Origin of the sequence: Citrobacter europaeus (assembly GCF_037482245.1) — a bacterium.
GTDB classification, from domain to species: Bacteria; Pseudomonadota; Gammaproteobacteria; order Enterobacterales; family Enterobacteriaceae; genus Citrobacter; species Citrobacter europaeus.
Map to the genome: position 1 here is coordinate 684253 of NZ_CP148084.1, position 26677 is coordinate 710929.

Annotated in this window: 25 protein-coding genes and 1 tRNA gene; 8 read left to right on the forward strand and 18 right to left on the reverse strand. The window is 53.4% G+C overall.

Annotation, left to right across the window (positions count from 1 at the left end; genetic code table 11):
• Positions 1-27: 27 nt before the first annotated feature.
• Positions 28-879 carry a hypothetical protein gene (locus WHR59_RS03235; protein WP_032950251.1) on the reverse strand — a complete coding sequence of 284 codons (852 nt, stop codon included), beginning with the start codon at positions 877-879 and terminating at the stop codon, positions 28-30.
• A gap of 473 nt (positions 880-1352) precedes the next feature.
• Between WHR59_RS03235 and WHR59_RS03240 the strand changes: the two genes are divergently transcribed.
• A complete protein-coding gene (locus WHR59_RS03240; RefSeq protein WP_125461436.1) occupies positions 1353-2021 on the forward strand; it encodes a hypothetical protein in 669 nt (222 codons plus the stop codon).
• Between the two features lie 475 nt (positions 2022-2496).
• Here the strand turns inward: WHR59_RS03240 and WHR59_RS03245 are convergent.
• Positions 2497-2572, reverse strand: a tRNA-Ile gene (locus WHR59_RS03245).
• Positions 2573-2697: 125 nt separating this feature from the next.
• Between WHR59_RS03245 and mug the strand changes: the two genes are divergently transcribed.
• Positions 2698-3204 (forward strand): G/U mismatch-specific DNA glycosylase, encoded by a 507-nt coding sequence (mug, locus tag WHR59_RS03250; protein WP_047408510.1) that lies wholly within the window; start codon positions 2698-2700, stop codon positions 3202-3204.
• Positions 3205-3249: 45 nt separating this feature from the next.
• Here the strand turns inward: mug and rpoD are convergent, their stop codons facing one another.
• The 3 genes from rpoD to rpsU all read right to left on the reverse strand — a co-directional run bounded on the left by rpoD (position 3250) and on the right by rpsU (position 7652).
• Positions 3250-5094: an RNA polymerase sigma factor RpoD gene (gene rpoD, locus WHR59_RS03255; protein ID WP_043017666.1), complete on the reverse strand. Its 1845-nt coding sequence runs from the start codon at positions 5092-5094 to the stop codon at positions 3250-3252.
• Between the two features lie 359 nt (positions 5095-5453).
• Positions 5454-7199 carry a DNA primase gene (dnaG, locus tag WHR59_RS03260; RefSeq protein ID WP_003828467.1) on the reverse strand — a complete coding sequence of 582 codons (1746 nt, stop codon included), beginning with the start codon at positions 7197-7199 and terminating at the stop codon, positions 5454-5456.
• A gap of 237 nt (positions 7200-7436) precedes the next feature.
• Positions 7437-7652 (reverse strand): 30S ribosomal protein S21, encoded by a 216-nt coding sequence (gene rpsU, locus WHR59_RS03265; RefSeq protein WP_001144069.1) that lies wholly within the window; start codon positions 7650-7652, stop codon positions 7437-7439.
• Between the two features lie 236 nt (positions 7653-7888).
• On the opposite strand from rpsU, the gene tsaD reads away from it, so the two are divergent.
• Complete coding sequence (gene tsaD, locus WHR59_RS03270) at positions 7889-8902, forward strand: tRNA (adenosine(37)-N6)-threonylcarbamoyltransferase complex transferase subunit TsaD (RefSeq protein ID WP_003024694.1); 1014 nt, start codon at positions 7889-7891, stop codon at positions 8900-8902.
• A 48-nt stretch (positions 8903-8950) separates the two neighbouring features.
• Here tsaD and ureG read toward each other — a convergent pair whose 3' ends face one another.
• The 10 genes from ureG to ttdA form a co-directional block, all read right to left on the reverse strand.
• The gene (gene ureG / locus WHR59_RS03275; protein WP_047408513.1) at positions 8951-9568 is read right to left on the reverse strand and encodes an urease accessory protein UreG; all 618 of its coding nucleotides are present in this window, start codon (positions 9566-9568) and stop codon (positions 8951-8953) included.
• A gap of 9 nt (positions 9569-9577) precedes the next feature.
• Positions 9578-10249: an urease accessory protein UreF gene (locus WHR59_RS03280; protein ID WP_043017664.1), complete on the reverse strand. Its 672-nt coding sequence runs from the start codon at positions 10247-10249 to the stop codon at positions 9578-9580.
• Positions 10249-10707 carry an urease accessory protein UreE gene (ureE, locus tag WHR59_RS03285; RefSeq protein WP_047408519.1) on the reverse strand — a complete coding sequence of 153 codons (459 nt, stop codon included), beginning with the start codon at positions 10705-10707 and terminating at the stop codon, positions 10249-10251. Before ureE ends, WHR59_RS03280 begins: the two co-directional genes overlap by 1 nt.
• A 9-nt stretch (positions 10708-10716) precedes the next feature.
• On the reverse strand, positions 10717-12420 hold the full coding sequence (ureC, locus tag WHR59_RS03290; protein WP_047408523.1) for an urease subunit alpha: 1704 nt from the start codon (positions 12418-12420) through the stop codon (positions 10717-10719).
• On the reverse strand, positions 12413-12733 hold the full coding sequence (locus WHR59_RS03295) for an urease subunit beta (RefSeq protein ID WP_043017661.1): 321 nt from the start codon (positions 12731-12733) through the stop codon (positions 12413-12415). Before WHR59_RS03295 ends, ureC begins: the two co-directional genes overlap by 8 nt.
• A gap of 9 nt (positions 12734-12742) precedes the next feature.
• The gene (locus WHR59_RS03300) at positions 12743-13045 is read right to left on the reverse strand and encodes an urease subunit gamma (protein WP_003024678.1); all 303 of its coding nucleotides are present in this window, start codon (positions 13043-13045) and stop codon (positions 12743-12745) included.
• 10 nt (positions 13046-13055) lie between these two features.
• Complete coding sequence (locus tag WHR59_RS03305) at positions 13056-13880, reverse strand: urease accessory protein UreD (RefSeq protein ID WP_196781245.1); 825 nt, start codon at positions 13878-13880, stop codon at positions 13056-13058.
• A gap of 123 nt (positions 13881-14003) precedes the next feature.
• Complete coding sequence (locus WHR59_RS03310) at positions 14004-15467, reverse strand: anion permease (RefSeq protein WP_338843576.1); 1464 nt, start codon at positions 15465-15467, stop codon at positions 14004-14006.
• A gap of 48 nt (positions 15468-15515) precedes the next feature.
• Positions 15516-16121 carry a L(+)-tartrate dehydratase subunit beta gene (gene ttdB / locus WHR59_RS03315; protein ID WP_003828447.1) on the reverse strand — a complete coding sequence of 202 codons (606 nt, stop codon included), beginning with the start codon at positions 16119-16121 and terminating at the stop codon, positions 15516-15518.
• Positions 16118-17026, reverse strand: a complete 909-nt coding sequence (gene ttdA, locus WHR59_RS03320) for a L(+)-tartrate dehydratase subunit alpha (RefSeq protein ID WP_080626077.1) — start codon at positions 17024-17026, stop codon at positions 16118-16120. The genes ttdB and ttdA overlap by 4 nt, the downstream gene beginning before the upstream one ends.
• Positions 17027-17239: 213 nt before the next feature.
• Between ttdA and ttdR the strand changes: the two genes are divergently transcribed.
• Positions 17240-18181, forward strand: coding sequence for an L-tartrate utilization transcriptional activator TtdR (gene ttdR / locus WHR59_RS03325; RefSeq protein ID WP_043017658.1), 942 nt, complete (start codon positions 17240-17242; stop codon positions 18179-18181).
• Between the two features lie 31 nt (positions 18182-18212).
• Here the strand turns inward: ttdR and plsY are convergent, their stop codons facing one another.
• Positions 18213-18830 (reverse strand): glycerol-3-phosphate 1-O-acyltransferase PlsY, encoded by a 618-nt coding sequence (gene plsY, locus WHR59_RS03330; protein WP_003828443.1) that lies wholly within the window; start codon positions 18828-18830, stop codon positions 18213-18215.
• Positions 18831-18936: 106 nt separating this feature from the next.
• Here plsY and folB point away from each other — a divergent pair, with 106 nt between their 5' ends.
• Positions 18937-19305 carry a bifunctional dihydroneopterin aldolase/7,8-dihydroneopterin epimerase gene (gene folB / locus WHR59_RS03335; protein ID WP_003024659.1) on the forward strand — a complete coding sequence of 123 codons (369 nt, stop codon included), beginning with the start codon at positions 18937-18939 and terminating at the stop codon, positions 19303-19305.
• An 86-nt stretch (positions 19306-19391) separates the two neighbouring features.
• Entirely contained in the window at positions 19392-20210 is an 819-nt protein-coding gene (bacA, locus tag WHR59_RS03340) for an undecaprenyl-diphosphate phosphatase (protein ID WP_003024655.1), read from the forward strand.
• Positions 20211-20271: 61 nt separating this feature from the next.
• Here bacA and WHR59_RS03345 read toward each other — a convergent pair whose 3' ends face one another.
• Together WHR59_RS03345 and WHR59_RS03350 are read right to left on the reverse strand one after the other, a co-directional pair.
• Complete coding sequence (locus tag WHR59_RS03345; protein ID WP_043017657.1) at positions 20272-21513, reverse strand: multifunctional CCA addition/repair protein; 1242 nt, start codon at positions 21511-21513, stop codon at positions 20272-20274.
• A 61-nt stretch (positions 21514-21574) separates the two neighbouring features.
• Positions 21575-22195: a TIGR04211 family SH3 domain-containing protein gene (locus tag WHR59_RS03350; protein WP_043017656.1), complete on the reverse strand. Its 621-nt coding sequence runs from the start codon at positions 22193-22195 to the stop codon at positions 21575-21577.
• Between the two features lie 241 nt (positions 22196-22436).
• Between WHR59_RS03350 and WHR59_RS03355 the strand changes: the two genes are divergently transcribed.
• Together WHR59_RS03355 and glnE are read left to right on the forward strand one after the other, a co-directional pair.
• Positions 22437-23738 (forward strand): inorganic triphosphatase, encoded by a 1302-nt coding sequence (locus WHR59_RS03355; protein WP_043017655.1) that lies wholly within the window; start codon positions 22437-22439, stop codon positions 23736-23738.
• Positions 23739-23829: 91 nt separating this feature from the next.
• Positions 23830-26670 carry a bifunctional [glutamate--ammonia ligase]-adenylyl-L-tyrosine phosphorylase/[glutamate--ammonia-ligase] adenylyltransferase gene (gene glnE / locus WHR59_RS03360; protein WP_200001620.1) on the forward strand — a complete coding sequence of 947 codons (2841 nt, stop codon included), beginning with the start codon at positions 23830-23832 and terminating at the stop codon, positions 26668-26670.
• Positions 26671-26677 lie beyond the last annotated feature (7 nt).

Here is a 26677-nt window from a genome sequence, read left to right on the forward strand (position 1 = left end):
AGCACGAAAGAATGGGGGGTGATTTAACTATTTTTCAGGATGTATATTCAGATAGTGCATGACATAAGCAAAATACAGACCTGCATAGTTTTCGACAAGCTGAATAAATGAAGGATAAATCTCAATCAATCCGTCTGCTCTTTCTCTCAGGTAACCAGTGTCCTGGGCAACCTTTATAATCCTGCTGACATGAATCCGTGACACAAAGAATTCTTTGGCCAGTACATTTGATGAATAATTAATGACTGCACCACGACTGGTCAGTTTTTCTATAGCTTGCAAGTAAAGATAAAGCATAATCATTCGCCCACCATCTTTTTCAATAAATATCCCGACTTCAGGCAGGATTTTTTTGAAGGTTACTCCGCGAAAAAGATATTGGGATGCGCGTTTGAAAAAATCATACCGTGGCGCTTCATCATCCAGTGAATCTACTGAAATATTATATTCAGGGTAGAGCAGATTCAACGGCGAAAACGCGCCAGACATATATCTTTTAAGTTCATCGATTCCTTTTTGCGTTGGCGTGATCAGGATTTTCCTTCTGTCTTCCTGGCTACGCCATGTTTTAATTCTGTTCGTTGTTTTTAATAGCGTAATGATTGCAATAACGCTATTAGGACTGGCGATTTGATATCTGGAGCAGAGCTCTTTAATCTCTGATATACATGATGCCTGGTTACCAAAAACAAAACAACACATTGAGAGTGCGATGTTGAATCTTGATTCCTGAAGCATTACTTTGTAGAACAAAGGTTGTTTCTTATAAATTTTATCATTGATTTGATAGTGTTCTCTTATGGCTTCTTTAAATTTAGGGTTAGCTTTTATAAGGTTTCTTCGATGAAGCAATGCCTCTGGGGAAATTTTTGTTTCCATATGGTAGCCCCTATGTTTAATTATTTAAATAACGTTGGTATATTGGTCCTTTCAGATGGTTAGTCGCCACTTATTATACATTGAGAATAATAATAATACTTTTAATATCTAATCATATTCTGATCATAAGGTGATATTTTATACGGGAAACACGAAGTCTGGTATGCCAACTTTCCAAAAATGGGCTGTAGATTATTGGGTTTATTTTGCAGCGAAATAAGATCAGAAATGTACATGGCAAATAATGATAAGTGATGTGATCTTTATTATCTTTTATACTAAGGGTTAAAGGTAATGGCTTTTTTTGATGTTTTTTGTTGATAATTGTGTGGTCCTCTTGTTTTATGTTTGTTATGCTTGAATTAAGTTTTAAATTATTGCTTTGTTACATTTATTAGAAAAAGGTAACATTTTTATTATTGGGTAGATTCCTGTTCAATTTTTCATTATAACTATTATTATAGGGAATGAATATGATTTGTAATTCATCTTTGCCTTCAATTAAAAAATATAATCACTATTATATCATCTCTTGTTGTAGTTATGCTTGTGAAGGCGCCACAGCACTTTTCATGCATGAGAGTGAGGCACCTAAGAGAATATCCTGTGACCAGGAGTATCTCTCCGGTGATGAATTGCTATTGTTTCCAGAGAGTGGTGAAGTATGCATTTTTGTGTATCTGAATGGTAATATTGATACTATTCTTAGTGCGCTGAAAAAAACAGCGAGTATTATTTGCAACACAAAGTGTAGTTCATCAGTATATATTATTTCTGATTTTCCTCCTGCATGGGTTAGCTTTATTTTAAGCCCGCTGATTAATAATGAAACCCTTTTGTCAAAAGTTTTTTGCACGGATGCTAATTTATCCTGTGAACAGCTCCTGAGTCAGGACTTTATCAGAGTTGAGTCAATTCTCAGTGAAGGGATTAAATATAAAAACAGAAAAATCAAGAGGTTATCTTTAAGGGAGTTGGCTGTCGCCATCCGTTACTACCGAGGAGAGACAGTGAAAAATTTTTCTCAAACTTTGGGACTCCCGGCAAAGTCTGTATACGTCTATAGAAGAAATGGTGTGGCTAAGCTTACAGCGCTTAAGCAATGGCTAAATAATGAACGTGCTAAACAAAGTTTCAAATAATATGAATGCCTGGTGTCACACCATGGTCCTGTTTGTATTGTCTACAAATTCAGATTCTATCAATCTTTTTATCTGAGATGATAGAGCGCTGGGCTTGTAATCACGATTATATATGCACCAAAAATAATATCAGATAGATATTATTTTTGTGAATCCCCTACGTCCATTACCGGAGCGTAATGATTTTTCACGCTGAGATCCCGTAGGAATAAATCTGACGGCCTGCAGATCATAGAACAATCGCTGGCGTTGCTTCCGTTCACCCGACGACAGATTATTCTTCAAAGTATTCATGTATGAGCCGGCAGAAGCCGGGGCCATCAACGTACCTATCGATAAACTGCATGACATCATCGCCCTGCACTTTACGCGAACGCTGGCAGCGAGATGAACAGGACTCGGAGGCAATAACTTTCCTGACCCAAATGGCACCCAAAGAAAAAGGACCTGCGATTTCTCGCAAGTCCTTGAAGTTTGGTGGCCCCTGCTGGACTTGAACCAGCGACCAAGCGATTATGAGTCGCCTGCTCTAACCACTGAGCTAAGGGGCCGTGGCGGTGGATTATAAAGTAACTCTGCGTTGCAATCCAGACATAAGCGTACGGATGCTGTTTTTATAAACAATGTATTTTCAGTCCGTTATACTTGTTCCCTTGATGTATTGTTCGGAGTAATTATGGTTAAGGACATACTGGCGCCGGGGCTACGGGTGGTGTTTTGCGGCATTAACCCAGGGCTGTCTTCCGCAGGTACAGGATTCCCCTTTGCACACCCCGCTAATCGCTTCTGGAAGGTCATCCATCAGGCGGGATTTACCGATCGTCAGCTAAAACCTGAAGAGGCACAGCACCTGCTGGACTTCCGCTGCGGCGTGACTAAATTTGTCGACAGACCAACGGTGCAAGCCAATGAGGTGAAGCTGCAGGAGATGCGTAGCGGCGGTCGTCTGCTCATTGAGAAAATTGAGGAGTATCAGCCTGCGGCGCTCGCTATCCTTGGCAAGCAGGCATTTGAGCAGGGTCTTAGCCAGCGTGGGGCGCAGTGGGGGAAACAGACGTTGACCATTGGCGCGACGCAAATATGGGTATTGCCGAATCCCAGCGGGTTAAGCCGGATCACGCTGGATAAACTGGTGGAGGCGTATCGGGAAGTGAATGACGCCTTGCTCAGGCGAGGACTATAAAGAAAAACGCCACCTTGCGGTGGCGTTTATGCTTATGCGGCGAGATTAATCGTCGAGGAAGCTACGCAGTACTTCAGAGCGGCTCGGGTGACGCAGTTTACGCAGCGCCTTTGCTTCGATCTGACGGATACGTTCACGGGTAACGTCGAACTGTTTACCCACTTCTTCCAGCGTGTGGTCGGTATTCATATCGATACCGAAACGCATACGCAGAACTTTCGCTTCACGGGCGGTCAGGCCAGCCAGCACGTCGTGCGTTGCGGCACGCAGGCTCTCGGTGGTCGCAGAGTCCAGCGGCAGCTCGAGGGTGGTATCCTCGATGAAATCACCCAGATGCGAATCTTCATCGTCGCCGATCGGCGTTTCCATGGAGATAGGCTCTTTAGCGATCTTCAGCACTTTACGGATCTTGTCTTCCGGCATTAGCATGCGTTCAGCCAGTTCTTCCGGCGTCGGCTCGCGGCCCATCTCTTGCAGCATCTGACGGGAGATACGGTTGAGCTTGTTGATGGTCTCAATCATATGTACCGGGATACGGATGGTACGCGCCTGATCCGCGATCGAACGGGTGATCGCCTGACGGATCCACCAGGTTGCATAGGTGGAGAACTTGTAACCACGACGGTATTCAAACTTATCAACCGCTTTCATCAGACCGATGTTACCTTCCTGAATCAGATCCAGGAACTGCAGACCACGGTTGGTGTACTTTTTGGCGATAGAGATAACCAGACGTAAGTTCGCTTCAACCATCTCTTTTTTCGCTCGGCGGGCTTTCGCTTCACCAATGGACATGCGACGGTTGATATCTTTAACCTGCTCGATGGTCAGGCCGGTTTCTTCTTCAATCTGCTGCAGTTTCTGCAGGCCGCGGTGAACGTCATCTGCTACATCGTGCAGTTTTTCAGACCACGGTTTGTTCATCGCGATTGCCGCGTTGAACCAGGTTTCGCTGGTTTCATTGCCAGTGAACAGAGTGATGAAGTTTTTCTTCGGCATTTTGCACTGCTCAACGCAGAGCTTCATGATCAGACGTTCCTGAGTACGCACGCGGTCCATCATGACGCGCATGCTGTTTACCAGGTAGTCGAACTGCTTCGGCACCAGGCGGAACTGTTTGAACACTTCAGACAGCTTCTGAATTTCTTCCTGCGCGGCAGCATGACTGCGGCCTTTCGCTTTGATGGTGTCGCGAGTGATTTCGTACTGAGTACGCAGTTCACCAAATTTTTCACGCGCTAATTCAGGATCGATGCTGTTGTCGTCATCGCTGCTGTCGTCGTCTTCTTCTTCATCTTCGTCTTCATCGTCATCCAACTCTTCCTGAGAGAGTTCAGAACCGACGTGCGTCGCCGTTGGCGCCATGTCTTCTTCCGCGTTCGGATCGACAAAGCCGGTGATCAGATCGGAAAGACGCGCTTCTTCAGCTTCTACGCGATCGTATTGCTCAAGCAGGTAGGTGATGGCTTCCGGGTATTCGGCAACGGAGCATTGAACCTGGTTAATCCCGTCTTCGATGCGTTTAGCGATGTCGATTTCGCCTTCACGGGTTAACAGTTCAACGGTACCCATTTCACGCATGTACATGCGAACCGGGTCAGTTGTACGACCGATTTCGGACTCAACGCTGGACAGAACCTGGGCAGCCGCTTCTTCCGCGTCTTCATCGGTGCTGTTGGAGGTTTCAGCAAGCAGCAGATCATCGGCATCAGGTGCTTCTTCCATCACCTGAATACCCATGTCATTGATCATTTGGATGATGTCTTCGATTTGATCTGAATCGACGATATCTTCCGGCAGATGGTCATTGACCTCGGCATAGGTCAGATAGCCTTGCTCCTTACCACGTTGGACAAGAAGCTTCAGCTGTGACTGCGGGTTTTGCTCCATAAGACGGTATCCACACTTAATTCGTTTGATTGGTGTTGGGCGGTAAAACCGCCAACGGCAAAACGAGGGCATACTTATATTTTGCCGCTGCCTCTCCGTGCGGCTGTCGGGGGCTTCCCGATCGATATTCGGCAGTTAAGCCGTTAAATACTTCATCTTTCACGTTGTTTCTGCGTTAGCTGCGTTCGTTACTCGGCTCATCCTGAGCCTCGCCCCTTACGGGGCCGCCGCAAGCAGCGTTCAAATCCGCTCCCGGCGGATTTGTCATCCTGGTCATGTACTTATGTACACTCCCTGGCGTTCGTTCACTTGCTGCCTTGATACAACGCGAATGATTTTGTCTTTGTTTTGTCTTTCGCTTATTTCTTGGCCAGTTCCTGGTTCAGCGTCCAGAGTTCCCGGCGTTCTTCGCTGCTTAAACCGTGTGTGCGCTCACGAGCTATCAACTCTTCCTGGCGCAGTTCAAGCATCGAATCAAACATATGGTTGAGTGAGTCGGTGAAGGTTTTTTCTGCGATATCTTTATCTGCTATATCGTCCCACATCGACAGTTTTTCAAGGGTCGCAGCATCATTTGTGCCACGATAGTGTTCTAAAAGTTGCCCGGTGGTCAGACCTGGCTGAGCCAGACAAGTGTTGACCAGTTCTCTGAATAAGCCAAGACCAGGCAGCTTATTGCTATCCAGTGCGCCTAACGGTGGAACCAGCGGGGCGAGGCCCGGATTCTGCACCAGCAACCCTATAAGTATACGCATGGTCGTACGTTTTAGCTGTGGAACAGGACGGGAAGCTCCATTTTCTGCCAGTTTTGGCATTAAACGTTCAAGCTGGCTGTCATCCAGAATGCCGAGCTTGTTTCCCAACTCCTGTCGCAAATAAATGCGCAACGTTTCGCCTGGTACCTGAGTAATCAGCGGTAATGCCAGCGTGCTGAGCTGTGCGCGTCCGTCCGGGGTACTCAAATCTACCTGCGGCAACAGGCTGTTAAATAAAAACGCGGAGAGCGGCAGCGCCTGCTCCATCCGGGCTTCAAAGGCCTCTTTCCCTTCTTTACGCACCAGCGTATCGGGGTCTTCGCCGTCAGGTAAAAACATAAAGCGTAGCTGGCGTCCGTCTGTCATATAGGGCAGTGCGGTTTCCAGCGCGCGCCATGCTGCATCGCGTCCGGCACGGTCGCCGTCGTAACAGCAAATTACGTTGTTCGTCGCGCGGAACAACAGCTGGATGTGATCTGCGGTGGTTGACGTCCCAAGGGATGCCACGGCGTAGTTAATGCCGTATTGCGCCAGCGCCACCACATCCATATAGCCTTCTACCACTAACAGGCGCTGCGGATCGGCGTTATCCTGCTGGGCTTCATAAAGGCCATATAGCTGGCGACCTTTATGGAAAATATCGGTTTCCGGGGAGTTGAGATACTTCGGCAGGGCATCGCCCAGCACGCGTCCACCAAAACCAATGACCCGACCGCGTTTGTCGCGGATGGGGAACATCACCCGTTCGCGGAAGCGATCGTAACTGCGTCCTTGATCGTTGGTGACCAACATCCCCGCATCGACCAGCGATTTGCGATTCTCAGCATTGCCGCCAAACCGTTTCAGGACGTTGTCCCAGCCGGGGGGCGCAAAACCAATAGCAAAACGGGTGATAACGTCGCTACTTAATCCTCGCTTTTCCAGGTACTGGCGCGCGGGGGTAGCGGCGGGTTGCATCAAAGACTGTTGATAAAAAGTGTTCAGGCCGTCCATCAATTGATAAAGGCTTTGCCGTTGATGGCGCTCTATCTGACTGGGGCCACTGCCTGCTTCATAGGGCACTTCAAGGTTGTGCATTGCGGCCAATTCTTCGACGGTTTCCACAAACTCGAGCTTGTCGTAGTTCATGAGAAAGTCGACGGCGTTGCCATGCGCGCCACACCCAAAGCAGTGATAAAACTGTTTTTCACCGTTTACGGTGAAAGAGGGGGTTTTTTCGTTATGGAACGGACAGCACGCGTGATAATTTTTGCCCTGCTTTTTCAGCTTCACCCGTGCGTCGATGAGATCGACGATGTCGGTTCTTGCCAGCAGGTCATTAATAAAAACGCGAGGAATTCGTCCAGCCATAAGCCCCTGTTTTTTGATGACTCATATACACAAAATCATTCAGGATGCATCAAGGCGGCAATGGAGCGAATCCTCAGGAGCGTACATAAGTACGTGACTGGGGTGAACGACTGCAGCCAACGCAGAGGCAGCTTGAATGATGACGTGTATAAACGAAAATAAGCCGCGCATTCCTTCCGGAAGCACGGCCTTACAACTACAACTCAGTCTGAATTGAGAGCTTTAGCTCTCAATGGATTAGTACAGACGAGTACGGCGTGCGTTTTCGCGAGCCAGTTTCTTCGCGTGACGTTTCACAGCAGAAGCTTTAGCGCGCTTACGTTCGGTAGTCGGTTTTTCATAGAACTCACGACGACGAACTTCCGCCAGAACACCTGCTTTTTCGCATGAACGCTTGAAGCGACGCAGTGCTACGTCGAACGGCTCGTTTTCACGTACTTTAATTACCGGCATGTAACTCTCACCTTTAATAAATTCGGTTTGCCGCTGGCATCAACGCCAGCTTATTTCAAAATGGTGCGGAATTTTACTGCAATTGCTGCTGCTTTGTAAAGCACCGACGCGATTTTGAAAGGGACTTTTATAAGGACAAGGAGTATACACGAGCGAAACTCCTGGGGCGAACAAAGTTTTACATCAACCCGCATTGGTCCTACACTGCGCGGTAATAAAGCGAGGTAAAACAAGTCATGCGTGTACTGGGTATTGAAACGTCCTGCGATGAAACCGGCATCGCCATTTACGACGATGAAAAAGGTCTTTTAGCCAACCAATTGTATAGTCAGGTGAAATTACACGCTGACTACGGCGGCGTAGTGCCAGAACTGGCCTCGCGCGATCACGTACGTAAAACCGTACCGCTGATCCAGGCCGCGCTGAAAGAAGCGGGGCTGACGGCAAAAGAGATTGATGCGGTAGCGTATACCGCAGGTCCTGGTTTGGTTGGCGCGCTGCTGGTTGGCGCAACCGTAGGACGTTCGCTGGCGTTCGCCTGGGGCGTACCGGCAATTCCTGTGCACCATATGGAAGGGCATCTGCTGGCGCCGATGCTGGAAGATAATCCTCCTGCTTTCCCGTTTGTCGCGCTGCTGGTTTCCGGCGGTCACACGCAGTTGATCAGCGTCACCGGTATCGGTCAGTATGAATTACTCGGCGAATCGATTGATGATGCCGCAGGCGAAGCGTTCGACAAAACAGCCAAGCTGTTGGGGCTGGATTATCCTGGCGGCCCAATGCTGTCAAAGCTGGCTTCGCAAGGCGTTGAAAAACGTTTTGTTTTCCCGCGTCCAATGACCGACCGTCCGGGGCTGGATTTCAGCTTCTCCGGTCTGAAAACCTTCGCTGCGAATACCATTCGTAATAACGAAAATGACGATCAGACGCGCGCAGATATCGCCCGTGCGTTTGAAGATGCGGTGGTTGATACGTTGATGATCAAGTGCAAACGCGCGCTGGATCAAACCGGTTTTAAACGTCTGGTGATGGCGGGGGGCGTGAGCGCGAACCGTACGCTGCGCGCAAAACTGGCAGAGATGATGCAAAAACGTCGTGGCGAAGTATTTTATGCGCGTCCGGAATTTTGTACCGATAACGGGGCGATGATCGCCTACGCGGGCATGGTGCGTTTTAAAGCGGGCGCAACGGCGGATCTTGGCGTGACCGTGCGTCCACGCTGGCCGCTGGCGGAATTACCGGCAGCATAAGCTCACAATATCGTAGGCCCGGTAAGCGTAGCGCCACCGGGCAATACGCTACATCCGCAGCATTCCTTTCTCTTCCAGAAACGCGATAATTTTTTCCAGGCCATCTCCGGACTTTAAATTACTAAACGTCCATGGACGCTCGCCGCGCATGCGCAAGGTATCGCGCTCCATCACCTCCAGCGAGGCGCCCACATAAGGGGCCAAATCGGTTTTATTGATCACCAGAAAATCGGATTTGGTGATCCCCGGCCCGCCTTTACGCGGGATCTTCTCGCCTTCAGCAACGTCGATCACATAGATCGTCAGATCCGCGAGTTCCGGGCTGAAGGTGGCGCTCAGATTATCGCCGCCGCTTTCCACAAAAATCAGATCCAGATTGCCGAATTTCTCACTCAGCGCTTCTACGGCAGCCAGATTCATCGAGGCATCTTCACGGATGGCGGTATGCGGACAGCCGCCGGTTTCCACGCCGACGATCCTGTCCGGTTCCAGTGCGCCTGCCTCGGTGAGAATGCGCTGATCTTCTTTGGTGTAGATATCGTTGGTCACCACCGCCAACTGATAGCTCTTGCGCATGGCTTTGCATAACGCTTCCAGCAGCGCCGTTTTGCCCGAGCCAACCGGGCCGCCAACGCCCACACGCAGGGGATGCTTGTTATTACTCATTTTTTCTCCTCAGGAGCGGAATAATCGGGAATATTGGGTTTCATGCCGGGCAGACGCGATAGCGGCCAGCGGCGTTGCGGAGCCGAGGCTGGCGTCAGGACACGCCAGCGCCTGCGCCAGACCCTGCGCATAGCGATCGCAGAGCGCAATAATCAAACGCTGGGCCGCCTGTTGTCCAAAGGGAACCAGCTTGACGCCGGCCATGACAGCGCTCTCAATCCAGCTGTAGCCAAGGCTTAACGCCAACTGCGTCAGGGGGATTTTCCAGCGCACGCCCAGCCAGGCCATGCCGCAGAGTTGGCTGTCGATAAAGAGCGCGCGCCACTCCCGCGAGCAGTCCGCTTCCCAGTCGGTGACCAGCCGTGTAAACGCCGCGCCCCGACTGCGTTCTTCATCTCGTAATTCGCGGGTTTCGCGACAGGCCAACAGGTAAGCGCTCCAGCGGCGTGCGGCGGCGAGATCGTCCTGCTCGCAGGCGCGATACAGTCTTGCCAGCAGCGGCAGGTCGACGGTAAAAAAGTTCTGCTCCATCTGCTGGATTTGCCAGGCAGAGAAGTCATCGACGCTTTTCACCCAGCCGATTTCCACCGCCCATTCCAGGCCCTGGGACCAGGTAAACGAACCCACTGGGAGAGCGCTGCTGGCGAGTTGCATCAGACGTAGCTGTTGGGTGTTATGCATCAGTGCGCATGGCCATGATGATGCCCATGTGATTCGCTGGCATAAGCGCCTGCTTCAGGTTCAAACGGCAACTGGGCGAACGTCACCTCAAGATTGAACTGGCGCAGCATGTCGTCCAGCACATGATCGTGATGGTAGCGTAGTTGGTCGGGGAGAATTTGCAGTGGAACGTGACGATTGCCGAGGTGATAACAGGCTTTGGCGAGCAGAAAAGGATCGGCGCAGCTCACCACGGAAACCGACTCCGGCGCGGCGATCACTTCGATCACTTCGCTGCCATCTTCGGTACTTAGCAGATCGCCGCCGCGCAGCAGCAAACCACGCGGTAGCATTAGCCCGGCTTCGCGACCGTCGTTCAGCGCCACTCTGGCGCGACTTTTAACCCGAACATCAATGGGTAGCGTGACGCTTGCGGTGGCGCGGTGGGCGTGGTCAAGGCGTTGGGTCAGGTAGATCATCGTCACTCCTCAAAACAGAAAATAGCGTTGCGCCATCGGCAAAACGTCTGCCGGTTCGCTGGTGATAAGTTCGCCATCAATACGCACCTCGTAGGTCTGAGCATCGACGGTGATATTGGGTTGCAGGCCGTTGTGGATCATGTCGGCCTTTTTCACCGTCCGGCAGCCTTTGACGACGGCGATAGTGCTTCGCAAACCGAGCTGCTGCGGGATGTTTTGCGCGTCAGCGGCTTGCGAAATAAAGGTCAGCCGGGTGTGATGCCGCGCTGCGCCAAGTGCGCCGAACATCATGCGGTAATGCACCGGCTGCGGGGTGGGGATCGAGGCGTTGATGTCGCCCATCGGCGCGCAGGCGATCATCCCGCCCTTGACGATCGTCGCCGGTTTTACGCCAAAAAAGGCGGGCGACCACAGCACCAGATCGGCCAGTTTGCCAGGCTCAACGGAGCCGACTTCATGGGCGATACCATGGGTTAACGCTGGGTTGATGGTGTATTTAGCAACGTAGCGTTTAACGCGCTGGTTGTCGTTGTCGCCGGTTTCTTCTGCCAACGGACCACGCTGAACTTTCATGCGATGTGCCACCTGCCAGGTGCGCAGGATCACTTCGCCCACGCGCCCCATCGCCTGTGAATCGGACGAAGTCAGGGAAAACGCGCCAATGTCATGCAGAACATCTTCGGCAGCGATCGTTTCCCGGCGAATGCGTGATTCGGCAAAGGCTACGTCTTCGGCAATATCCGGGTCGAGGTGGTGGCAAACCATCAGCATGTCGAGATGCTCGTCGATGGTGTTGACGGTATAGGGCAGCGTCGGGTTAGTGGAGGAGGGCAGAATATTCGGATGTGCGCAGGCGGTGATGATATCCGGCGCATGGCCGCCGCCCGCGCCTTCGGTGTGGAAGGTATGAATGGTGCGATCGCCAATCGCCGCCAGCGTATCTTCAACGAAACCGGACTCATTGAGCGTGTCGCTGTGCAGCGCTATCTGGATGTCCATTTCGTCGGCCACGGTTAGCGCGCAGTCGATAGCGGCAGGCGTGGCGCCCCAGTCTTCATGGATTTTCAGGCCAATTGCCCCCGCGCTGATTTGCTCGCGCAGGGCGTCAGGATTTGAGCCGTTGCCTTTGCCCAGCAAACCGATGTTAACCGGCAATGCGTCTGCCGCCTGCAGCATACGCGCGATGTACCACGGGCCCGGCGTGCAGGTGGTGGCATGAGTTCCTGCCGCCGGACCGGTGCCGCCGCCGATCATCGTCGTCACGCCGGAAACCAGCGCCTCCTGGGCCTGCTGTGGGCAGATCCAGTGAATATGCGTATCTACGCCGCCCGCAGTGACGATCTTGCCTTCCCCGGCGATGACTTCAGTTCCCACGCCTATCGGGATCGTGACGTTGGGCTGAATATCGGGATTACCCGCTTTGCCGATGGCGAAGATCCTGCCGGCTTTGATACCGATATCCGCTTTCACGATCCCCCAGTGATCGACGATTAGTGCGTTGGTAATCACCAGATCCACACACGCTTGCGCGCGCATTTGGCCCTGGCCCATGCCGTCGCGGATCACTTTTCCGCCGCCAAATTTGACCTCTTCGCCGTAAGTGGTGAAGTCTTTTTCCACCTCGATCCACAGGTCGGTATCCGCCAGGCGCACTTTATCGCCGGTGGTTGGGCCAAACATGTCGGCATACGCTTGCCGGGAAATTTCACTCATTATCTGCCTCCAGCGCGCCCATCACTTCGCTGCGAAAGCCCACGATCCTTTGTGCGCCGGCTACATGCACCAGTTCGACTTCGCGTTTTTGCCCCGGCTCAAAACGTACCGCTGTGCCCGCCGCAATGTTCAGACGAAAGCCACGTGCAGCCAGCCTGTCAAAATGTAGCGCCGGGTTCACCTCGTAAAAGTGATAGTGCGATCCCACCTGGATGGGTCTGTCGCCATGATTTTCCACCACGATCGTGCAGGTCTCCCGTCCCTGATTGAGCGCGATAGTGCCTTTTGCGATCTGATATTCACCTGGGATCATTGCCGCTCCTTAGACGATCGGATTGTGGACGGTGACCAGCTTCGAACCGTCCGGAAAGGTGGCTTCAACCTGAATATCCGGGATCATTTCCGGCACGCCTTCCATCACCTGATCGCGGCGCAGGACGTGACGCCCGTCCTCCATCAACGCGGCCACGGTTTGCCCGTCGCGTGCCCCTTCCATGATGAAAGCGCTAATCAGCGCCACCGATTCCGGGTAGTTCAGCTTAAGCCCGCGGGCCAGGCGACGTTCCGCCACCAGCGCGGCGGTAAACAGCAACAGCTTGTCTTTTTCTCTGGGGGTCAGTTCCATAAGGATTCTCTTAGGTTTGCCAGATTCGCGGTAGTACGGGGGCTTTGTGCGTCAGCAGCGGGCGCAGAAATTGCCAGATGTCACGCATAACGCGCTGAACAACCAGGTTGTCGTCGGCAAGAAAGCGAATTGTCAGCAGCGAGTCGTTAAGCGTTGCCCCGGCGTAATCGCCAAGTGACGTAAGCCGCTCGCGGGTGCCCTCCAGCATGAGTTCGCTGGCCGGATAACACAGTAACGTGCCGACCCAGGGAAAGTGCGCGACGCCGCTCAGATTCCCCTCTCGCAATTGCAAGCGTTCTATCAGCAGCGGCTGCCCATCCCGCCACACTTCCAGACGGTTTTGCAGCGTGCCGTGGCTGAAGACTTCCTGCATAACCGGTCGCCCAAGACACAGCAGATCCCAGGCCAGCAGGTGGCTTGCGGATGTCAGATGAAAGACGGTCTGAATAGCGGCGTTGGCACCGGGAAAGAGGATCGTATCCTGCGGCAGCCACTCCAGCGTGGCGTGTGAGGCAAGCGTGAAATGCTGGCGCAACAATGCCTGTGGTCCGCGGCTGCGATAAAATTTTCCCGCGCCTGGCTGGGTGATTAACGCGTGGCTGTTTTCGTCGAGCGTTACGGCGATATGGAGCTCATCCCCGCCGACGATCCCCGCCGGTGGATGAAGCAAATAGAGATGGCAAACGTCCTCTTCCGGGTAAAACGGGCGCTGAACCGTCAATGGACCCTGATGGCGCGCCGAGACGAGCACCGTTTTGTGACCGGTGCGGGTAAAATGCAGATCCAGTTCGGCCTGCCAGCCCCGTGTGAGTGTCTCGTGCGCAACCGTGTCCAGAGCGTTTCCCTTATCAGCATGAGGGTGTTTGCATACAAAAAAGTATGCCTCAGCGCATCGGGAAATCGATCATATGAGAAGCTTATGGATAAAGGGGCGGCAATACGCCGCCCCACCAGAGTCTTACAGTAAAACGAGGGGCATCCAGACCAGACCGGTAATCACCAGCAGCACGAGGAAAATCAGGCCAAAAATAGCACCGAGTCGCCAGTAATCCGCCGTTGGCAAATAGCCGCTGCCATAGTAGATAGGGCTGGGACCGGTGGCGTACGGGGTCAGAATGCTTCCGAGGCCAATGGCTGCGCCGACCATCAGGCAGAAGACCGGAAGCGGGATTTCCGGCATTGCCAGCGCGGCGGCAATCATCATCGGCGCCAGGGCGGAGGTATACGCCGTGGCGCTGGCAAAGAAGTAGCGCAGCAGATAGAAAACCACGATCAGCGCCACCATCACCATCATTGGCGAATAGCCGCTCAGCCCGTTTGCCAGCAGCTTGCCAAACCAGGTAATAAAACCGGTGTTATTGAGCCCGGTGGCCAGCGTGATCAGCGAGGCCAGCCAGAAAAAGACGTTCCACGCGGCTTTATTGCTGATAATGTCATCCCAGCTAATGATGCGCAGTACCAGCATCAACGCCACCACGCTGTATCCGACCATCGCAGCGTCAATGTAATCGCCGCCGAAGATCCACAGCACCAGCGCGCCGACCATCAGCACCAGCATCTTTTTCTCGCGAGCGCAGAGCGGTCCCATCGCTTTTAGCTCCGCATCCGCCCAGCGCGGAACCTGATCGCCGGATTTCAGCACTGGTGGATACAACACGTTCGCCAGCCAGGGCACAATCAGCACCAGTAAAATGCTCAGCGGCAGCATGCCTAAGAACCAGTCGCCCCAGCTCAGCGCCGTGTGGGAGGCTCCTTTCATCAGGCCGATCAACAGCAGGTTCGGTGCCATCGCCGTTAAGAAAATAGCGCTGGTAACGCAGTCGGCGACAATGCCCATCCACATGATATATGAGCCAATGGAGCGTGAACTGGCGCTATTGGGCTGTGAGTTATACAGCGGCGGCAGGTTGCGGATAATCGGGTAGATTATTCCGGCTCCGCGCGCGGAGTTGGAAGGCGTGACGGGGGCGAGGATAAGCTCAGAGAACATCACCGCATAGCCGAGAAACAGCGTCCGGTGCCCCATCTTTTTCACCAGCATCAGCGCGATACGCCGCCCAAGCCCGGTTTTCTCATAGCCGGTACCAAACATAAAGGCCGCGAAGATCAGCCAGATGACCGAGTTTGAAAAGCCAGATACCGCCCACGACAGCGATTTGGCGGTAAATTTAAAACCGTCCTGCGCGAGTTGCTCTGGGCTGAACAGCAGCCATGGCGAAAGGACGGCGATGATCGAAATACCAATCATCGCCACCACCGCGCCCGGTACAGGTTCCAGAATAAGCCCGACAATCACACCGGTAAAGACGGCAAAATAGAGCCAGGTATGGCTCTCAAGACCGGTGGGAACGGGCAGAACAGCAATAATGGCGATGACCACCAGCGGAGCCAGGTATCGCCACCAACCAGCTAAAGGTGCCATTGTTGTATCCCTACGAAAGGGGAGAGGCGCAGCGCCTCTCCGGGAGGGTTATTTGATGTAGTGCACGTGCTCGCAGATTTCATCGACGATAGGATCGCGACGTTCAGCGAACAGTTTTTTGTTTTCGGCGATCAGGTTGTTGCCGTGGGTATCGATGGAAACGATCAGCGGGCCGAACTCTTTTACCCGACACACCCACAGGGACTCCGGCATGCCGAGTTCCGTCCAGTGAACCTCTTCGATCTCCTCAACCTGGGTTGCCGCCACGACCGCACAGCCTGCCGGGAAGATGACGTGTAGCGCTTTAAACTGCTTGCAGCCTTCTTCTGTCAGCGGTCCCATGCCGCCCTTGCCGACCACCAGCTTGACGCCAGTCTGTTCGATAAAGTCTTTCTCAAACGCTTCCATACGCATGCTGGTGGTTGGGCCGACGGAGACCATCTCCCATTTCTCACCGTTCTTACGTACGATTGGGCCTGCGTGGAAAATGGCTTTGCCGTTCAGGTCATAAGGAATCGGGCGCTTCAGTTCGATCAGGCGACGGTGGCAAACGTCACGGCAGGTCACCAGCGTACCCGTCAGGTAAATAACATCGCCAACGCGAATGTCTGCCAGATCTTCGGCTTTGATCGGGGTTGTGAGGATCTTTTTCATAACGCGCTCCGGGTGTGAGACAGGTTTTCGAAGGAGAGGTCTGCATGAACCAACAGCGTGCCGCGGCGGTGCGCCCAGCAGCCGGTAGAGACGGCAACGCCGATAGTCGACGGATGGCGTGCGGCGGATTCGATATGCACGCCCATTACCGAGCTATTCCCGGTCAACCCTTGTGGACCAATACCCAGACGGTTAAGCCCTTCTTCCAGACGCAGTTCCAGTTCGGCCGCTTTCGGATTCGGATGACGTGATCCGATAGGGCGCAGTACCGCTTTACGAGATAGAACAGCGGCGGTTTCTACGGAGGTGGCAATACCTACGCCCACCAGCACCGGCGGACAGGCGTTGACTGCCAGCGTGGAGATATTTTCGAAGACAAATTTCACCACGCCTTCGTAGCCCTCAGAAGGCATTAACACTTTCGAGCGTCCCGGCAGCGTACAGCCGCCGCCTGCCATGTAGACTTCGATTTCCGCGTCATCATTCTCAGGAATGATGTCCCAGGTGACCCACGGCACACCGGTACCGGTATTTTTGCCGGTATTCACTTCATCAAAAATCTCGACAGCGTTATGGCGCAACGGCGCTTTGACCGTGGCATCTTCAACGGCCTGCTTCAGGATGCTTTGCAGTTCGCCGAGGAGTGGAAAACGGGAACCAACCTTCACAAAAAACATAATCTCGCCGGTGTCCTGACAGGCAGGACGGTTCAGGTCGATAGCCTTCTGCATGTTGTCAAACATGGTGTGGTAGATGATTTTACCCATCGGCGAGGTTTCGCCTTCACGCAGCTGCTTTAATTTATCCACGACGTCGTCGGGCATGCGGGTAGAAATCATGGCGGTAAAGTCCGCGACAATGTTCGTCAGCGTAGTTATCGCATTTTGGTTATTTTGATTGCTCATCTTGTTAACTCCAGTTCTTTTATTTGTCTGGAAATAAATTCTCCGTCACAAACTACCATTAAAAGTGTGGTTTTATATTATTTGCCACTGTGAATATCCAATTAACAGTTCGTGAATGATGTCCGGATAAGACAATAAAAATTGCGCAAAGGCAGGGTTTAATACGCATGAGGGAATTACACTGCGGTTAACAACATTACGGATCTACCGATCATGCTGAACACGTATCCCCTGGCGAAAGACCTGCAGGTGCTGGTCGAAATTGTGCGTAGCGGCAGCTTCAGCGCCGCCGCAGCGACGCTTGGCCAAACGCCGGCGTTTGTGACGAAACGCATTCAGATCCTTGAGGCCACGCTGGGAGCGACGCTGCTAAGCCGCTCTGCGCGCGGTGTGGTATTAACGGAGAGTGGTCAACGTTGCTATGAACATGCGCAGGCTATTCTTGCGGGCTATCAGCATCTGGTCGATGACGTCACGCAGCTCAAAACACGCCCGGCAGGGATGATTCGTATCGGCTGTAGCTTTGGTTTTGGGCGCAGTTATATTGCACCGGCAATTACCGAATTGATGCATAGCTATCCTGAATTACAGGTGCATTTTGAACTTTACGATCGGCAAATTGATTTGGCACAGGATAATATTGATTTGGATATTCGTATTAATGACGAAATTCCTGATTATTATATTGCGCATTTGTTAACGAAAAACAGAAGAATATTATGTGCAGCACCGATGTATTTACAAAAATACGGCAAACCGATGACGCTACAGGAATTAAGCCGGCATGATTGTCTGGTTACCAAAGAACGCGATATGACTCACGGGGTGTGGGACCTGGATAACGGCAAGGAGAAAAAGTCGATCAAGGTAGCGGGTCATCTTTCCTCTAACAGCGGTGAGATTGTGCTGCAGTGGGCGCTTCAGGGGAAAGGGATTATGCTGCGTTCCGAATGGGACCTGCAGCCGTTTCTGGCAAGCGGTGAACTGGTGCGTGTGCTGCCGGACTATGCGCAAAGCGCCAATATCTGGGCGGTTTATCAGGAGCCGCTGTATCGCAGCGTGAAGCTGCGCGTGTGCGTGGAGTTTCTGGCGACGTGGTGTCAGAACCGTTTAGGCAAACCGGTGGAGGGGTATCACATCCCTCACGCCGGATAAGACGCCGTCGCGTCGCTATCCGACATCGAAATCACTCGGGATCTCTTTCGCGCTTTTTCTTCAGCTTGGTCCAGATCTTTGGTTCCTGACGACGCCACAGACGCTGAATGTTGTCATGGTGACGTAGCAGAATTAAGCACGACAGCATAGACACCGGGAACGTGAACTGGGGATTGAACCACCAGACGTAGAAGGGGGCGATCAGCGCGCTGACGATAGCGCCTAACGACGAATAGCCGCTTAATAAGACGGTCAGCAGCCAGGTTCCGGCCATCACGCCGGTTAAGTCCCAACCAATCGGCGCAATTGCGCCAAAGGCGGTGGCAACGCCTTTCCCACCTTTAAAGCCGAAGAATACTGGCCAGATGTGTCCCAGACAGGCGGCGATCGCGATCAATCCCAGCCAGAAGGGGCTGACGCCTAGCGCATAGGCACCCCAGACGGGTAACATACCTTTCAGGACGTCGAAAATTAGTACCGCGACGGCGGCTCCCTTGCCACCAATGCGCAATACGTTCGTCGCGCCCGGATTCCCAGAGCCGCTGTCGCGCGGGTCCGGCAATCCAGCAAGGCGGCATACCAGAATAGCACTGGAAATTGAGCCACAGAGGTACGCGAAGATAATCATTCCAGGCGCGATTGCACTCATAAGCTGTTCCGTTTTGAAAATGTCGTGTAAAACGCTACTTCTGTGGATAATACGCATATTTCGCCGGAAGTGGTATCCGGGTTAGCCAAAAAGCAGGCAGGTCGTGATGGATATTGTATTTATAGAGCAACTTTCTGTAATCACCACTATTGGTGTTTACGACTGGGAACAAACGATCGAGCAACGATTGGTGTTCGATATCGAAATGGCGTGGGATAACCGCAAATCGGCTAAAAGCGATGATGTGGCTGATTGCCTGAGCTATGCTGATATTGCTCAAACGGTTGTTAATCATGTGGAAGGTGGGCGTTTTGCGTTGGTAGAACGCGTGGCGGAAGAGGTGGCGGATCTGCTGCTTAGCCGCTTTAATTCTCCCTGGGTACGGATCAAACTCAGTAAACCTGGCGCGGTAGCCCGTGCGGCGAACGTCGGGGTTATCATTGAGCGTGGCAATAATCTGAAAGAAAATAATTAATTTAATAATTTCTAAAACAAACGGGTATAAAAGGGTCCTTTCGTCGGCTCTTTTTTGCCGTGGTTTCTCTATCTAAGGGTTTATTAATGAGTGATATGCACTCGCTGCTGGTGGCGGCAATTTTGGGTGTGGTCGAAGGGTTGACGGAATTTTTACCCGTTTCCAGTACCGGCCATATGATTATTGTTGGCCACCTGCTGGGTTTTGAGGGTGACACCGCAAAAACTTTCGAGGTGGTAATCCAGCTAGGTTCTATTCTGGCAGTCGTGGTGATGTTCTGGCGACGTCTGTTTAGTTTGATTGGCATTCACTTCGGCAAAGCCCCGCATGAAGGTACTGGCAAAGGTCGACTGACGCTGGGACATATTCTGTTGGGGATGATCCCAGCCGTAGTGCTGGGGCTGATATTCCACGACACCATCAAATCGCTGTTTAACCCGATCAACGTGATGTATGCGCTGGTGGTAGGGGGCGTGCTGCTGATTGCCGCAGAATGCCTGAAGCCGAAAGAGCCGCGTGCGCCGGGTCTGGATGATATGACCTATAGGCAGGCGTTTATGATCGGCTGTTTCCAGTGTCTGGCCCTGTGGCCGGGCTTTTCTCGCTCCGGGGCGACGATTTCTGGCGGTATGCTGATGGGCGTGAGCCGTTACGCGGCGTCTGAGTTTTCTTTCCTGCTGGCCGTGCCGATGATGATGGGTGCAACGGCGCTGGATCTCTACAAGAGCTGGTCGTTTCTCAGCGCATCAGATATCCCGATGTTTGCCGTCGGTTTCGTGACGGCGTTTATCGTGGCGCTGGTAGCGATCAAAACCTTCCTGCAGCTGATTAAGCGTATCTCGTTCATTCCGTTTGCGATTTATCGCTTTGTTGTAGCGGCTGCCGTTTACGTCGTGTTCTTCTGATGACTTACCGTTGTGCCGGATGGCGGCGTTCCGCCTTATCCGGCCTACGGGTTATATCCGTTTAGGTGGTGGGTTTAGGGCAACGCTGCTCCTTCCAACATGCCACTGCCGCGATGCGACGCCGGGTCAGCTCCTCGCGAATAGCCTGACCTTTGAATCCCGCCTCAACGACGTCTTTCGTTGGCACCGCCTGCGCAACCTGCCAGGCTTCGCGCAACAGTCTGCCTTGCGGGTAATCCGCCGCTTCAAAACCGGTTCGCCCGCGTACGTCGGCCTCGCTGGTCAGGGCGATTTGCTCCACGCGCTGCGGTTTACGCCAGGCATCGATGGAATCAAACAGCTTAACGATGGTTTTTGGCTGCAGGATCGGGAAGGTATGAATGAGGTCGTGGAACTCGGCCACCAGTTTGGCTAAATCACGGATGTCATTCGGCACGCGCAGGCGCAGACACAGTTGCTCGACCAGCTTAACGCCAGCCGGACCGTGGCCGTGGTGGCGCGGCCACAGCGCTTTTGGCGTCAACGCCTTGCCAAGATCGTGGCACAGCGTGGCGAAACGCACGTCGACCTCCGGACTTAACATGGCTGCCATCGACAGCGTCATCAACGTGTGAATACCGGTATCGATTTCCGGGTGCCACTGAGCGGGCGCGGGAACGCCGAACAGAGCATCCACTTCCGGAAACAGAACGCGCAGTGCGCCGCAGTCGCGCAGGACCTGAAAAAATACCTGTGGGTTGCGGGTGGTTAATGCGCCTTCTGTTTCTTTCCACACCCGCTCTGGCGTCAGGTGTTCCAGTTCGCCAGCGTCGTTCATGTCGCGCATCAGCGTCATGGTTTCGTCAGCGATACGAAAGCCGAGGTGCGCATAGCGGGCAGCAAAGCGCGCCACGCGCAGCACGCGCAGCGGATCTTCGCTAAAGGCAGGAGAAACATGGCGCAGCAGACGCCTTTCCAGATCGTCGCGTCCGTTATACGGATCGATAATCTCTCCATCGTCATCGCGGGCGATTGCGTTGATAGTCAGGTCGCGCCGCTGAAGATCGGCCTCCAGGGTTACATCCGGCGCGGCGTAGCAGGTGAACCCGGTATACCCCGAACCGGATTTACGTTCGGTACGCGCCAGCGCATACTCTTCCCGGGTTTGCGGATGCAGAAACACGGGAAAATCGCGGCCTACCTGCTGGTAGCCCGCGTCGAGCATCTCTTGCGGCGTGGCGCCGACAACAACCCAATCTTTATCTTTAATCGGTAGCCCTAATAACGCATCCCGAACAGCACCACCGACCAGATAAATCTTCACGCCACTTTCCTTTTGAAATTATGATCTCTTAATCATATGTCAGTGTGGCGGAGAAGGCGATTCAGTTCATCCAGCGATCTTTGCGTTTACGGCTTGGGATCATGTGTGGCAGAACCAGACCGAGCAGCAGACCAAGACCCAGTACGCCGCCGCCGTACATGAACCACTGCATAATGATGGTGCGCTGTTTGTCATCAAGCTGAAGGTTGGCTGCGCTGACCTTCTTTTGCGCCACAATAAGCTCGTTCTTCAGCTTCTGGTTTTCTTGTTTCAGACCGTCGATCACGCTGTCGCTTTGCGATACTTTTTGCTGCATATCGGCGGTGCGCTGATTCCACGTGGTATCGATATTATTGAGCTTATCGGTCAAGGTCTTAACCTGGTTTTCCAGATCGGGAACGCGGGTACGCAGGCTCGGCGTACTGTTCAGCTCTTTCAGCGGGATCCAGGCGGTACGACCGGTGCTGTCTTTCACCTGGCCGTAGTTAGTGTTGGCATCGGTCTGTAATAGCGTAACTTCCTCGCCGGCGTTAACCGTGCCCACGAGGCGATAATTATCTCCCGGACCGCTGCGGACCCAGGTGTTCAGTTCGTCAGAGACATAGCGCTTTTCTTCGGCATGAGAAACTGCAGTGGCGCTAAGTGCGAGTAAAGTTAATCCAATCAGGCGTAATTTTGGCATCAGGCTGTCGTTATTGTCATAGAAAGTGGAACGATAGTAGTGGCATCAGTGTCTCTACGCAAAGCATTCGACATCAATCGGAATCATCTGTGTCCTTTTAGCCACCACCCGAAACTTTTACGCCCGTCAAATTGCTCGTTGCATGGCAATTTGGCGCAAAATACTATCTACTGACCATAAAGAACGAACTTAGTTCGCAGTCAGTTTTCTCAACTGTGACATAACCCATAAGTACAAGACCATGGCCCAGGAAATCGAATTAAAATTTATCGTCAATAGTGATGCTGTAGATGCGCTACGTGAACGTCTGAATACGCTGGGGGGTGAGCATCATGCGCCCAGTCAGTTGCTGAATATCTACTACGAAACGCCGGATGCGTGGTTGCGTGGCCACGATATGGGGCTGCGTATTCGTGGTGAGAATGGTCATTACGAAATGACCATGAAAATTGCCGGACGGGTGACGGGCGGCCTGCATCAGCGGCCTGAATATAACGTTGCGCTAAACGCGCCAGAGCTGGATCTCGCTCTGTTCCCAACGGAAGTCTGGCCCGATGGCGAGCTGCCTGCTGAGCTTGCCTCTCAGGTGCAGCCGCTGTTCAGCACCGATTTTTATCGTGAGAAATGGCTCCTTGATGTTGACGGCAGTCGAATTGAAATGGCTCTCGACCTTGGGGAAGTGAAAGCGGGCGAGTTTGCTGAACCTATCTGTGAGCTTGAACTTGAACTGCTAAGCGGCGATACCCGTGCGGTATTGAAGCTGGCAAACCAGCTGGTTTCGCAAGCCGGCTTACGCCAGGGCAGTCTGAGTAAAGCGGCGCGTGGCTATCATCTGGCTCAGGGGAATGCGCCGCGTGAACTCAGACCGACGCGCATTTTGAAGGTTCCGGCGAAGGCGAGCATTGAGCAAGGGCTGGAAGCGGCGCTGGAGCTGGCATTATCACAGTGGCAGTACCATGAAGAGCTGTGGGTGCGCGGCGTCAAAGGGGCGAAAGCCGAGGTGCTGGCGGCAATGGGCCTGGTGCGTCACATACTGATGCTGTTTGGCGGTAATGTGCCGCGAAAAGCGAGCGCTCACTTACGTGATTTGCTGACCCAGTCGGAAGCGGTCATGGCGTCGGATGTTTCTGCCGTTTCGGCGGTTTACAGCACGCAAACAGCAATGGCTAAACTGGCCCTGACCGAATGGCTGGTGACCAAAGGATGGCAGTCGTTCCTGGATGAGAAGGCGCAGGGCAAAATTGCCGACTCCTTTAAGCGTTTCTCAGATACTCATCTTTCGCGCCATGCCGCTGAACTGAAAACCGCTTTTGCTCAGCCGCTTGGCGATCAGTACGCCGACCAGCTTCCACGCCTGACGCGCAATATTGATAGCATGCTGATGCTGGCGGGGTACTACGACGAAAACGTTGCCTCGGAATGGATCGCCAACTGGCAGGGTCTGCGTCACGCCATTGCGGCCAATCAATATATTGAAATTGAACACTTCCGCAACGAGGCAATCGCGCTGGAACCGTTCTGGCTGCATAGCGGTAAACGATAATCAGGGTTGAGACCGGGATGCCTGATGGCGCTGCGCTTATCAGGCCTATAAGGCCATACCTTGGGCCTCAATACGCAAAGGATGTCCATAAATGAAGCAGCTCTCTTCACCGTTACAGCAGTACTGGCCGACCGTTGTGGAGCGGCTGCCAGCAGCAATATCTGAGTCCTCGCTTAGCGTGCAGGCGAAGTCAGTGCTTACATTCAGTGATTTTGTCCGCGACAGCATTATTGCCCATCCCGAATGGCTGGTAGATCTGGAAAGCGCGCCCCCTCAGGCGGATGAATGGCAACACTATGCCGACTGGTTACAGCAAGCATTGGCCGACGTCAGCGATGAAAACACGCTGATGCGCGAGCTACGCCTGTTTCGCCGTCACATCATGGTGCGTATCGCCTGGGCGCAGACGCTGTCGCTGGTGGCGGAAGAGAGTATTTTGCAGCAGTTAAGCCATCTGGCTGAAACGCTGATCGTCGCCGCGCGCGACTGGTTATACGCCGCCTGCTGTCGCGAGTGGGGAACGCCCTGTAATCCTGAAGGTGTTGCGCAGCCGCTGCTGATTTTAGGCATGGGGAAACTGGGCGGCGGCGAGCTGAATTTTTCCTCTGATATTGACCTGATTTTTGCCTGGCCGGAGCACGGCAGTACGCAGGGTGGGCGTCGCGAACTGGATAACGCGCAGTTCTTTACCCGTATGGGCCAGCGGCTCATCAAAGTGCTGGATCAGCCCACAATGGATGGGTTTGTTTATCGAGTGGATATGCGCTTACGTCCGTTTGGCGACAGCGGCCCGCTGGTGCTGAGCTTCTCCGCGCTGGAGGATTATTACCAGGAACAAGGGCGCGACTGGGAACGCTATGCGATGGTCAAAGCCCGCATTATGGGCGATGCCGATGGCACTTACGTCAGCGAGCTTCGCGCTATGCTGCGACCTTTTGTCTTCCGCCGCTATATTGATTTTAGCGTGATCCAGTCTCTGCGTAACATGAAAGGGATGATTGCCCGAGAAGTGCGCCGCCGTGGCCTGAAAGACAACATCAAGCTGGGGGCGGGCGGCATTCGTGAAATCGAATTTATCGTACAGGTATTCCAGCTGATTCGCGGTGGGCGCGAGCCGTCGCTGCAATCCCGCTCGCTGTTACCGACGCTTAGCGCCATCAATGCGCTGCACCTGCTGTCTGATACCGATGCGGAACAACTGCGAGCAGCCTATCTCTATTTACGCCGCCTCGAAAACCTGCTGCAAAGCATCAATGATGAACAGACCCAAACGCTTCCTGGCGATGAACTGAATCGCGCGCGGCTGGCGTGGGGAATGAACGTCGATGACTGGCAGCAGTTAACCGATGTGCTGGCAAATCATATGAACAACGTGCGCCGGGTATTTAACGAGCTGATTGGCGATGACGAAGCTGAAACCCAGGAAGAGTCGCTCTCAGAACAGTGGCGCGAACTGTGGCAGGATGCATTACAGGAAGATGACACCACGCCGGTGCTGACGCATCTGGCTGATGACGATCGCCGGCGCGTGCTGTCTCTGATTGCTGATTTCCGCAAAGAGCTGGATAAACGCACCATTGGCCCACGCGGACGGCAGGTGTTGGATCATTTAATGCCGCATCTGCTGAGCGATGTCTGTTCGCGTGACGACGCCTCGGTACCGCTGTCGCGCATTACACCGCTGCTGGTGGGTATTGTGACCCGCACGACCTATCTGGAGCTGCTGAGCGAATTCCCCGGAGCGCTGAAGCACCTGATTTCGCTCTGTGCCGCCTCGCCGATGATCGCCAGCCAGCTGGCGCGGTATCCGCTGTTGCTCGATGAACTGCTGGATCCGAACACCCTGTATCAACCCACCGCGACGGACGCCTACCGTGATGAGTTACGCCAGTATTTGCTGCGCGTGCCGGAAGATGACGAAGAGCAGCAACTGGAAGCGCTGCGCCAGTTTAAGCAAACGCAGTTGTTGCGTATTGCCGCGGCTGATATCGCCGGAACGCTGCCGGTGATGAAGGTAAGCGATCACCTAACCTGGCTGGCGGAAGCTATTATTGATGCGGTAGTCCAGCAAGCGTGGATGCAGATGGTTGCTCGCTACGGGCAACCCACTCATCTTAGCGAACGCGAGGGGCGCGGTTTTGCCGTCGTCGGTTATGGCAAGCTGGGCGGCTGGGAGCTGGGATACAGCTCGGATCTCGATTTGATCTTCCTGCATGACTGTCCGATGGACGTGATGACGGACGGTGAGCGTGAGATTGACGGGCGACAGTTCTATCTGCGTTTGTCGCAGCGCATTATGCACCTTTTCAGCACCCGTACCTCGTCCGGTATTTTGTACGAAGTGGATGCGCGCCTGCGTCCGTCCGGCGCGGCGGGAATGCTGGTGACATCAACCGACGCCTTCGCCGATTACCAGCGCAACGAAGCCTGGACATGGGAACATCAGGCGCTGGTACGTGCGCGCGTGGTATACGGCGACCCGCGGTTGACCTCTCAGTTCGATGCGATTCGTCGCGATATCATGACCCTCGTTCGCGATGGCAAAACCTTGCAGACCGACGTGCGCGAAATGCGTGAGAAAATGCGTGCCCATTTGGGCAATAAGCATCGCGATCGTTTTGATATTAAAGCGGATGAAGGCGGTATCACCGACATTGAGTTTATTACGCAATATCTGGTGTTGCGCTATGCGCATGAAAAACCGAAGCTGACGCGCTGGTCGGATAACGTGCGCATTCTGGAGTTACTGGCGCAAAACGACATTATGGATGAGCAGGAAGCGCTGGCGCTTACTCGTGCTTATACGACGCTGCGCGATGAACTTCACCATCTTGCGTTGCAGGAACTTCCGGGCCATGTGGCGCCGGAGCACTTCGACGCTGAACGTACGCTGGTGCGTGACAGCTGGCAGAAGTGGCTGGTTGCTGAGTGAAGTGTGC

Coding starts and splice junctions, on each gene's coding strand:
- rpoD (WP_043017666.1), bottom strand. CDS start 5,094: ATGGAGCAAAACCCGCAGTCACAGCTGAAGCTTCTTGTCCAACGTGGT.
- ttdR (WP_043017658.1), top strand. CDS start 17,240: ATGCTGAACACGTATCCCCTGGCGAAAGACCTGCAGGTGCTGGTCGAA.
- rpsU (WP_001144069.1), bottom strand. CDS start 7,652: ATGCCGGTAATTAAAGTACGTGAAAACGAGCCGTTCGACGTAGCACTG.
- glnE (WP_200001620.1), top strand. CDS start 23,830: ATGAAGCAGCTCTCTTCACCGTTACAGCAGTACTGGCCGACCGTTGTG.
- WHR59_RS03310 (WP_338843576.1), bottom strand. CDS start 15,467: ATGGCACCTTTAGCTGGTTGGTGGCGATACCTGGCTCCGCTGGTGGTC.
- ureE (WP_047408519.1), bottom strand. CDS start 10,707: ATGATCTACCTGACCCAACGCCTTGACCACGCCCACCGCGCCACCGCA.
- WHR59_RS03295 (WP_043017661.1), bottom strand. CDS start 12,733: ATGATCCCAGGTGAATATCAGATCGCAAAAGGCACTATCGCGCTCAAT.
- mug (WP_047408510.1), top strand. CDS start 2,698: ATGGTTAAGGACATACTGGCGCCGGGGCTACGGGTGGTGTTTTGCGGC.
- WHR59_RS03350 (WP_043017656.1), bottom strand. CDS start 22,195: ATGCCAAAATTACGCCTGATTGGATTAACTTTACTCGCACTTAGCGCC.
- tsaD (WP_003024694.1), top strand. CDS start 7,889: ATGCGTGTACTGGGTATTGAAACGTCCTGCGATGAAACCGGCATCGCC.
- ttdB (WP_003828447.1), bottom strand. CDS start 16,121: ATGAAAAAGATCCTCACAACCCCGATCAAAGCCGAAGATCTGGCAGAC.
- WHR59_RS03355 (WP_043017655.1), top strand. CDS start 22,437: ATGGCCCAGGAAATCGAATTAAAATTTATCGTCAATAGTGATGCTGTA.
- dnaG (WP_003828467.1), bottom strand. CDS start 7,199: ATGGCTGGACGAATTCCTCGCGTTTTTATTAATGACCTGCTGGCAAGA.
- WHR59_RS03280 (WP_043017664.1), bottom strand. CDS start 10,249: ATGCATAACACCCAACAGCTACGTCTGATGCAACTCGCCAGCAGCGCT.
- WHR59_RS03300 (WP_003024678.1), bottom strand. CDS start 13,045: ATGGAACTGACCCCCAGAGAAAAAGACAAGCTGTTGCTGTTTACCGCC.
- WHR59_RS03240 (WP_125461436.1), top strand. CDS start 1,353: ATGATTTGTAATTCATCTTTGCCTTCAATTAAAAAATATAATCACTAT.
- folB (WP_003024659.1), top strand. CDS start 18,937: ATGGATATTGTATTTATAGAGCAACTTTCTGTAATCACCACTATTGGT.
- ureC (WP_047408523.1), bottom strand. CDS start 12,420: ATGAGTGAAATTTCCCGGCAAGCGTATGCCGACATGTTTGGCCCAACC.
- bacA (WP_003024655.1), top strand. CDS start 19,392: ATGAGTGATATGCACTCGCTGCTGGTGGCGGCAATTTTGGGTGTGGTC.
- ttdA (WP_080626077.1), bottom strand. CDS start 17,026: ATGAGCAATCAAAATAACCAAAATGCGATAACTACGCTGACGAACATT.
- WHR59_RS03235 (WP_032950251.1), bottom strand. CDS start 879: ATGGAAACAAAAATTTCCCCAGAGGCATTGCTTCATCGAAGAAACCTT.
- plsY (WP_003828443.1), bottom strand. CDS start 18,830: ATGAGTGCAATCGCGCCTGGAATGATTATCTTCGCGTACCTCTGTGGC.
- ureG (WP_047408513.1), bottom strand. CDS start 9,568: ATGAGTAATAACAAGCATCCCCTGCGTGTGGGCGTTGGCGGCCCGGTT.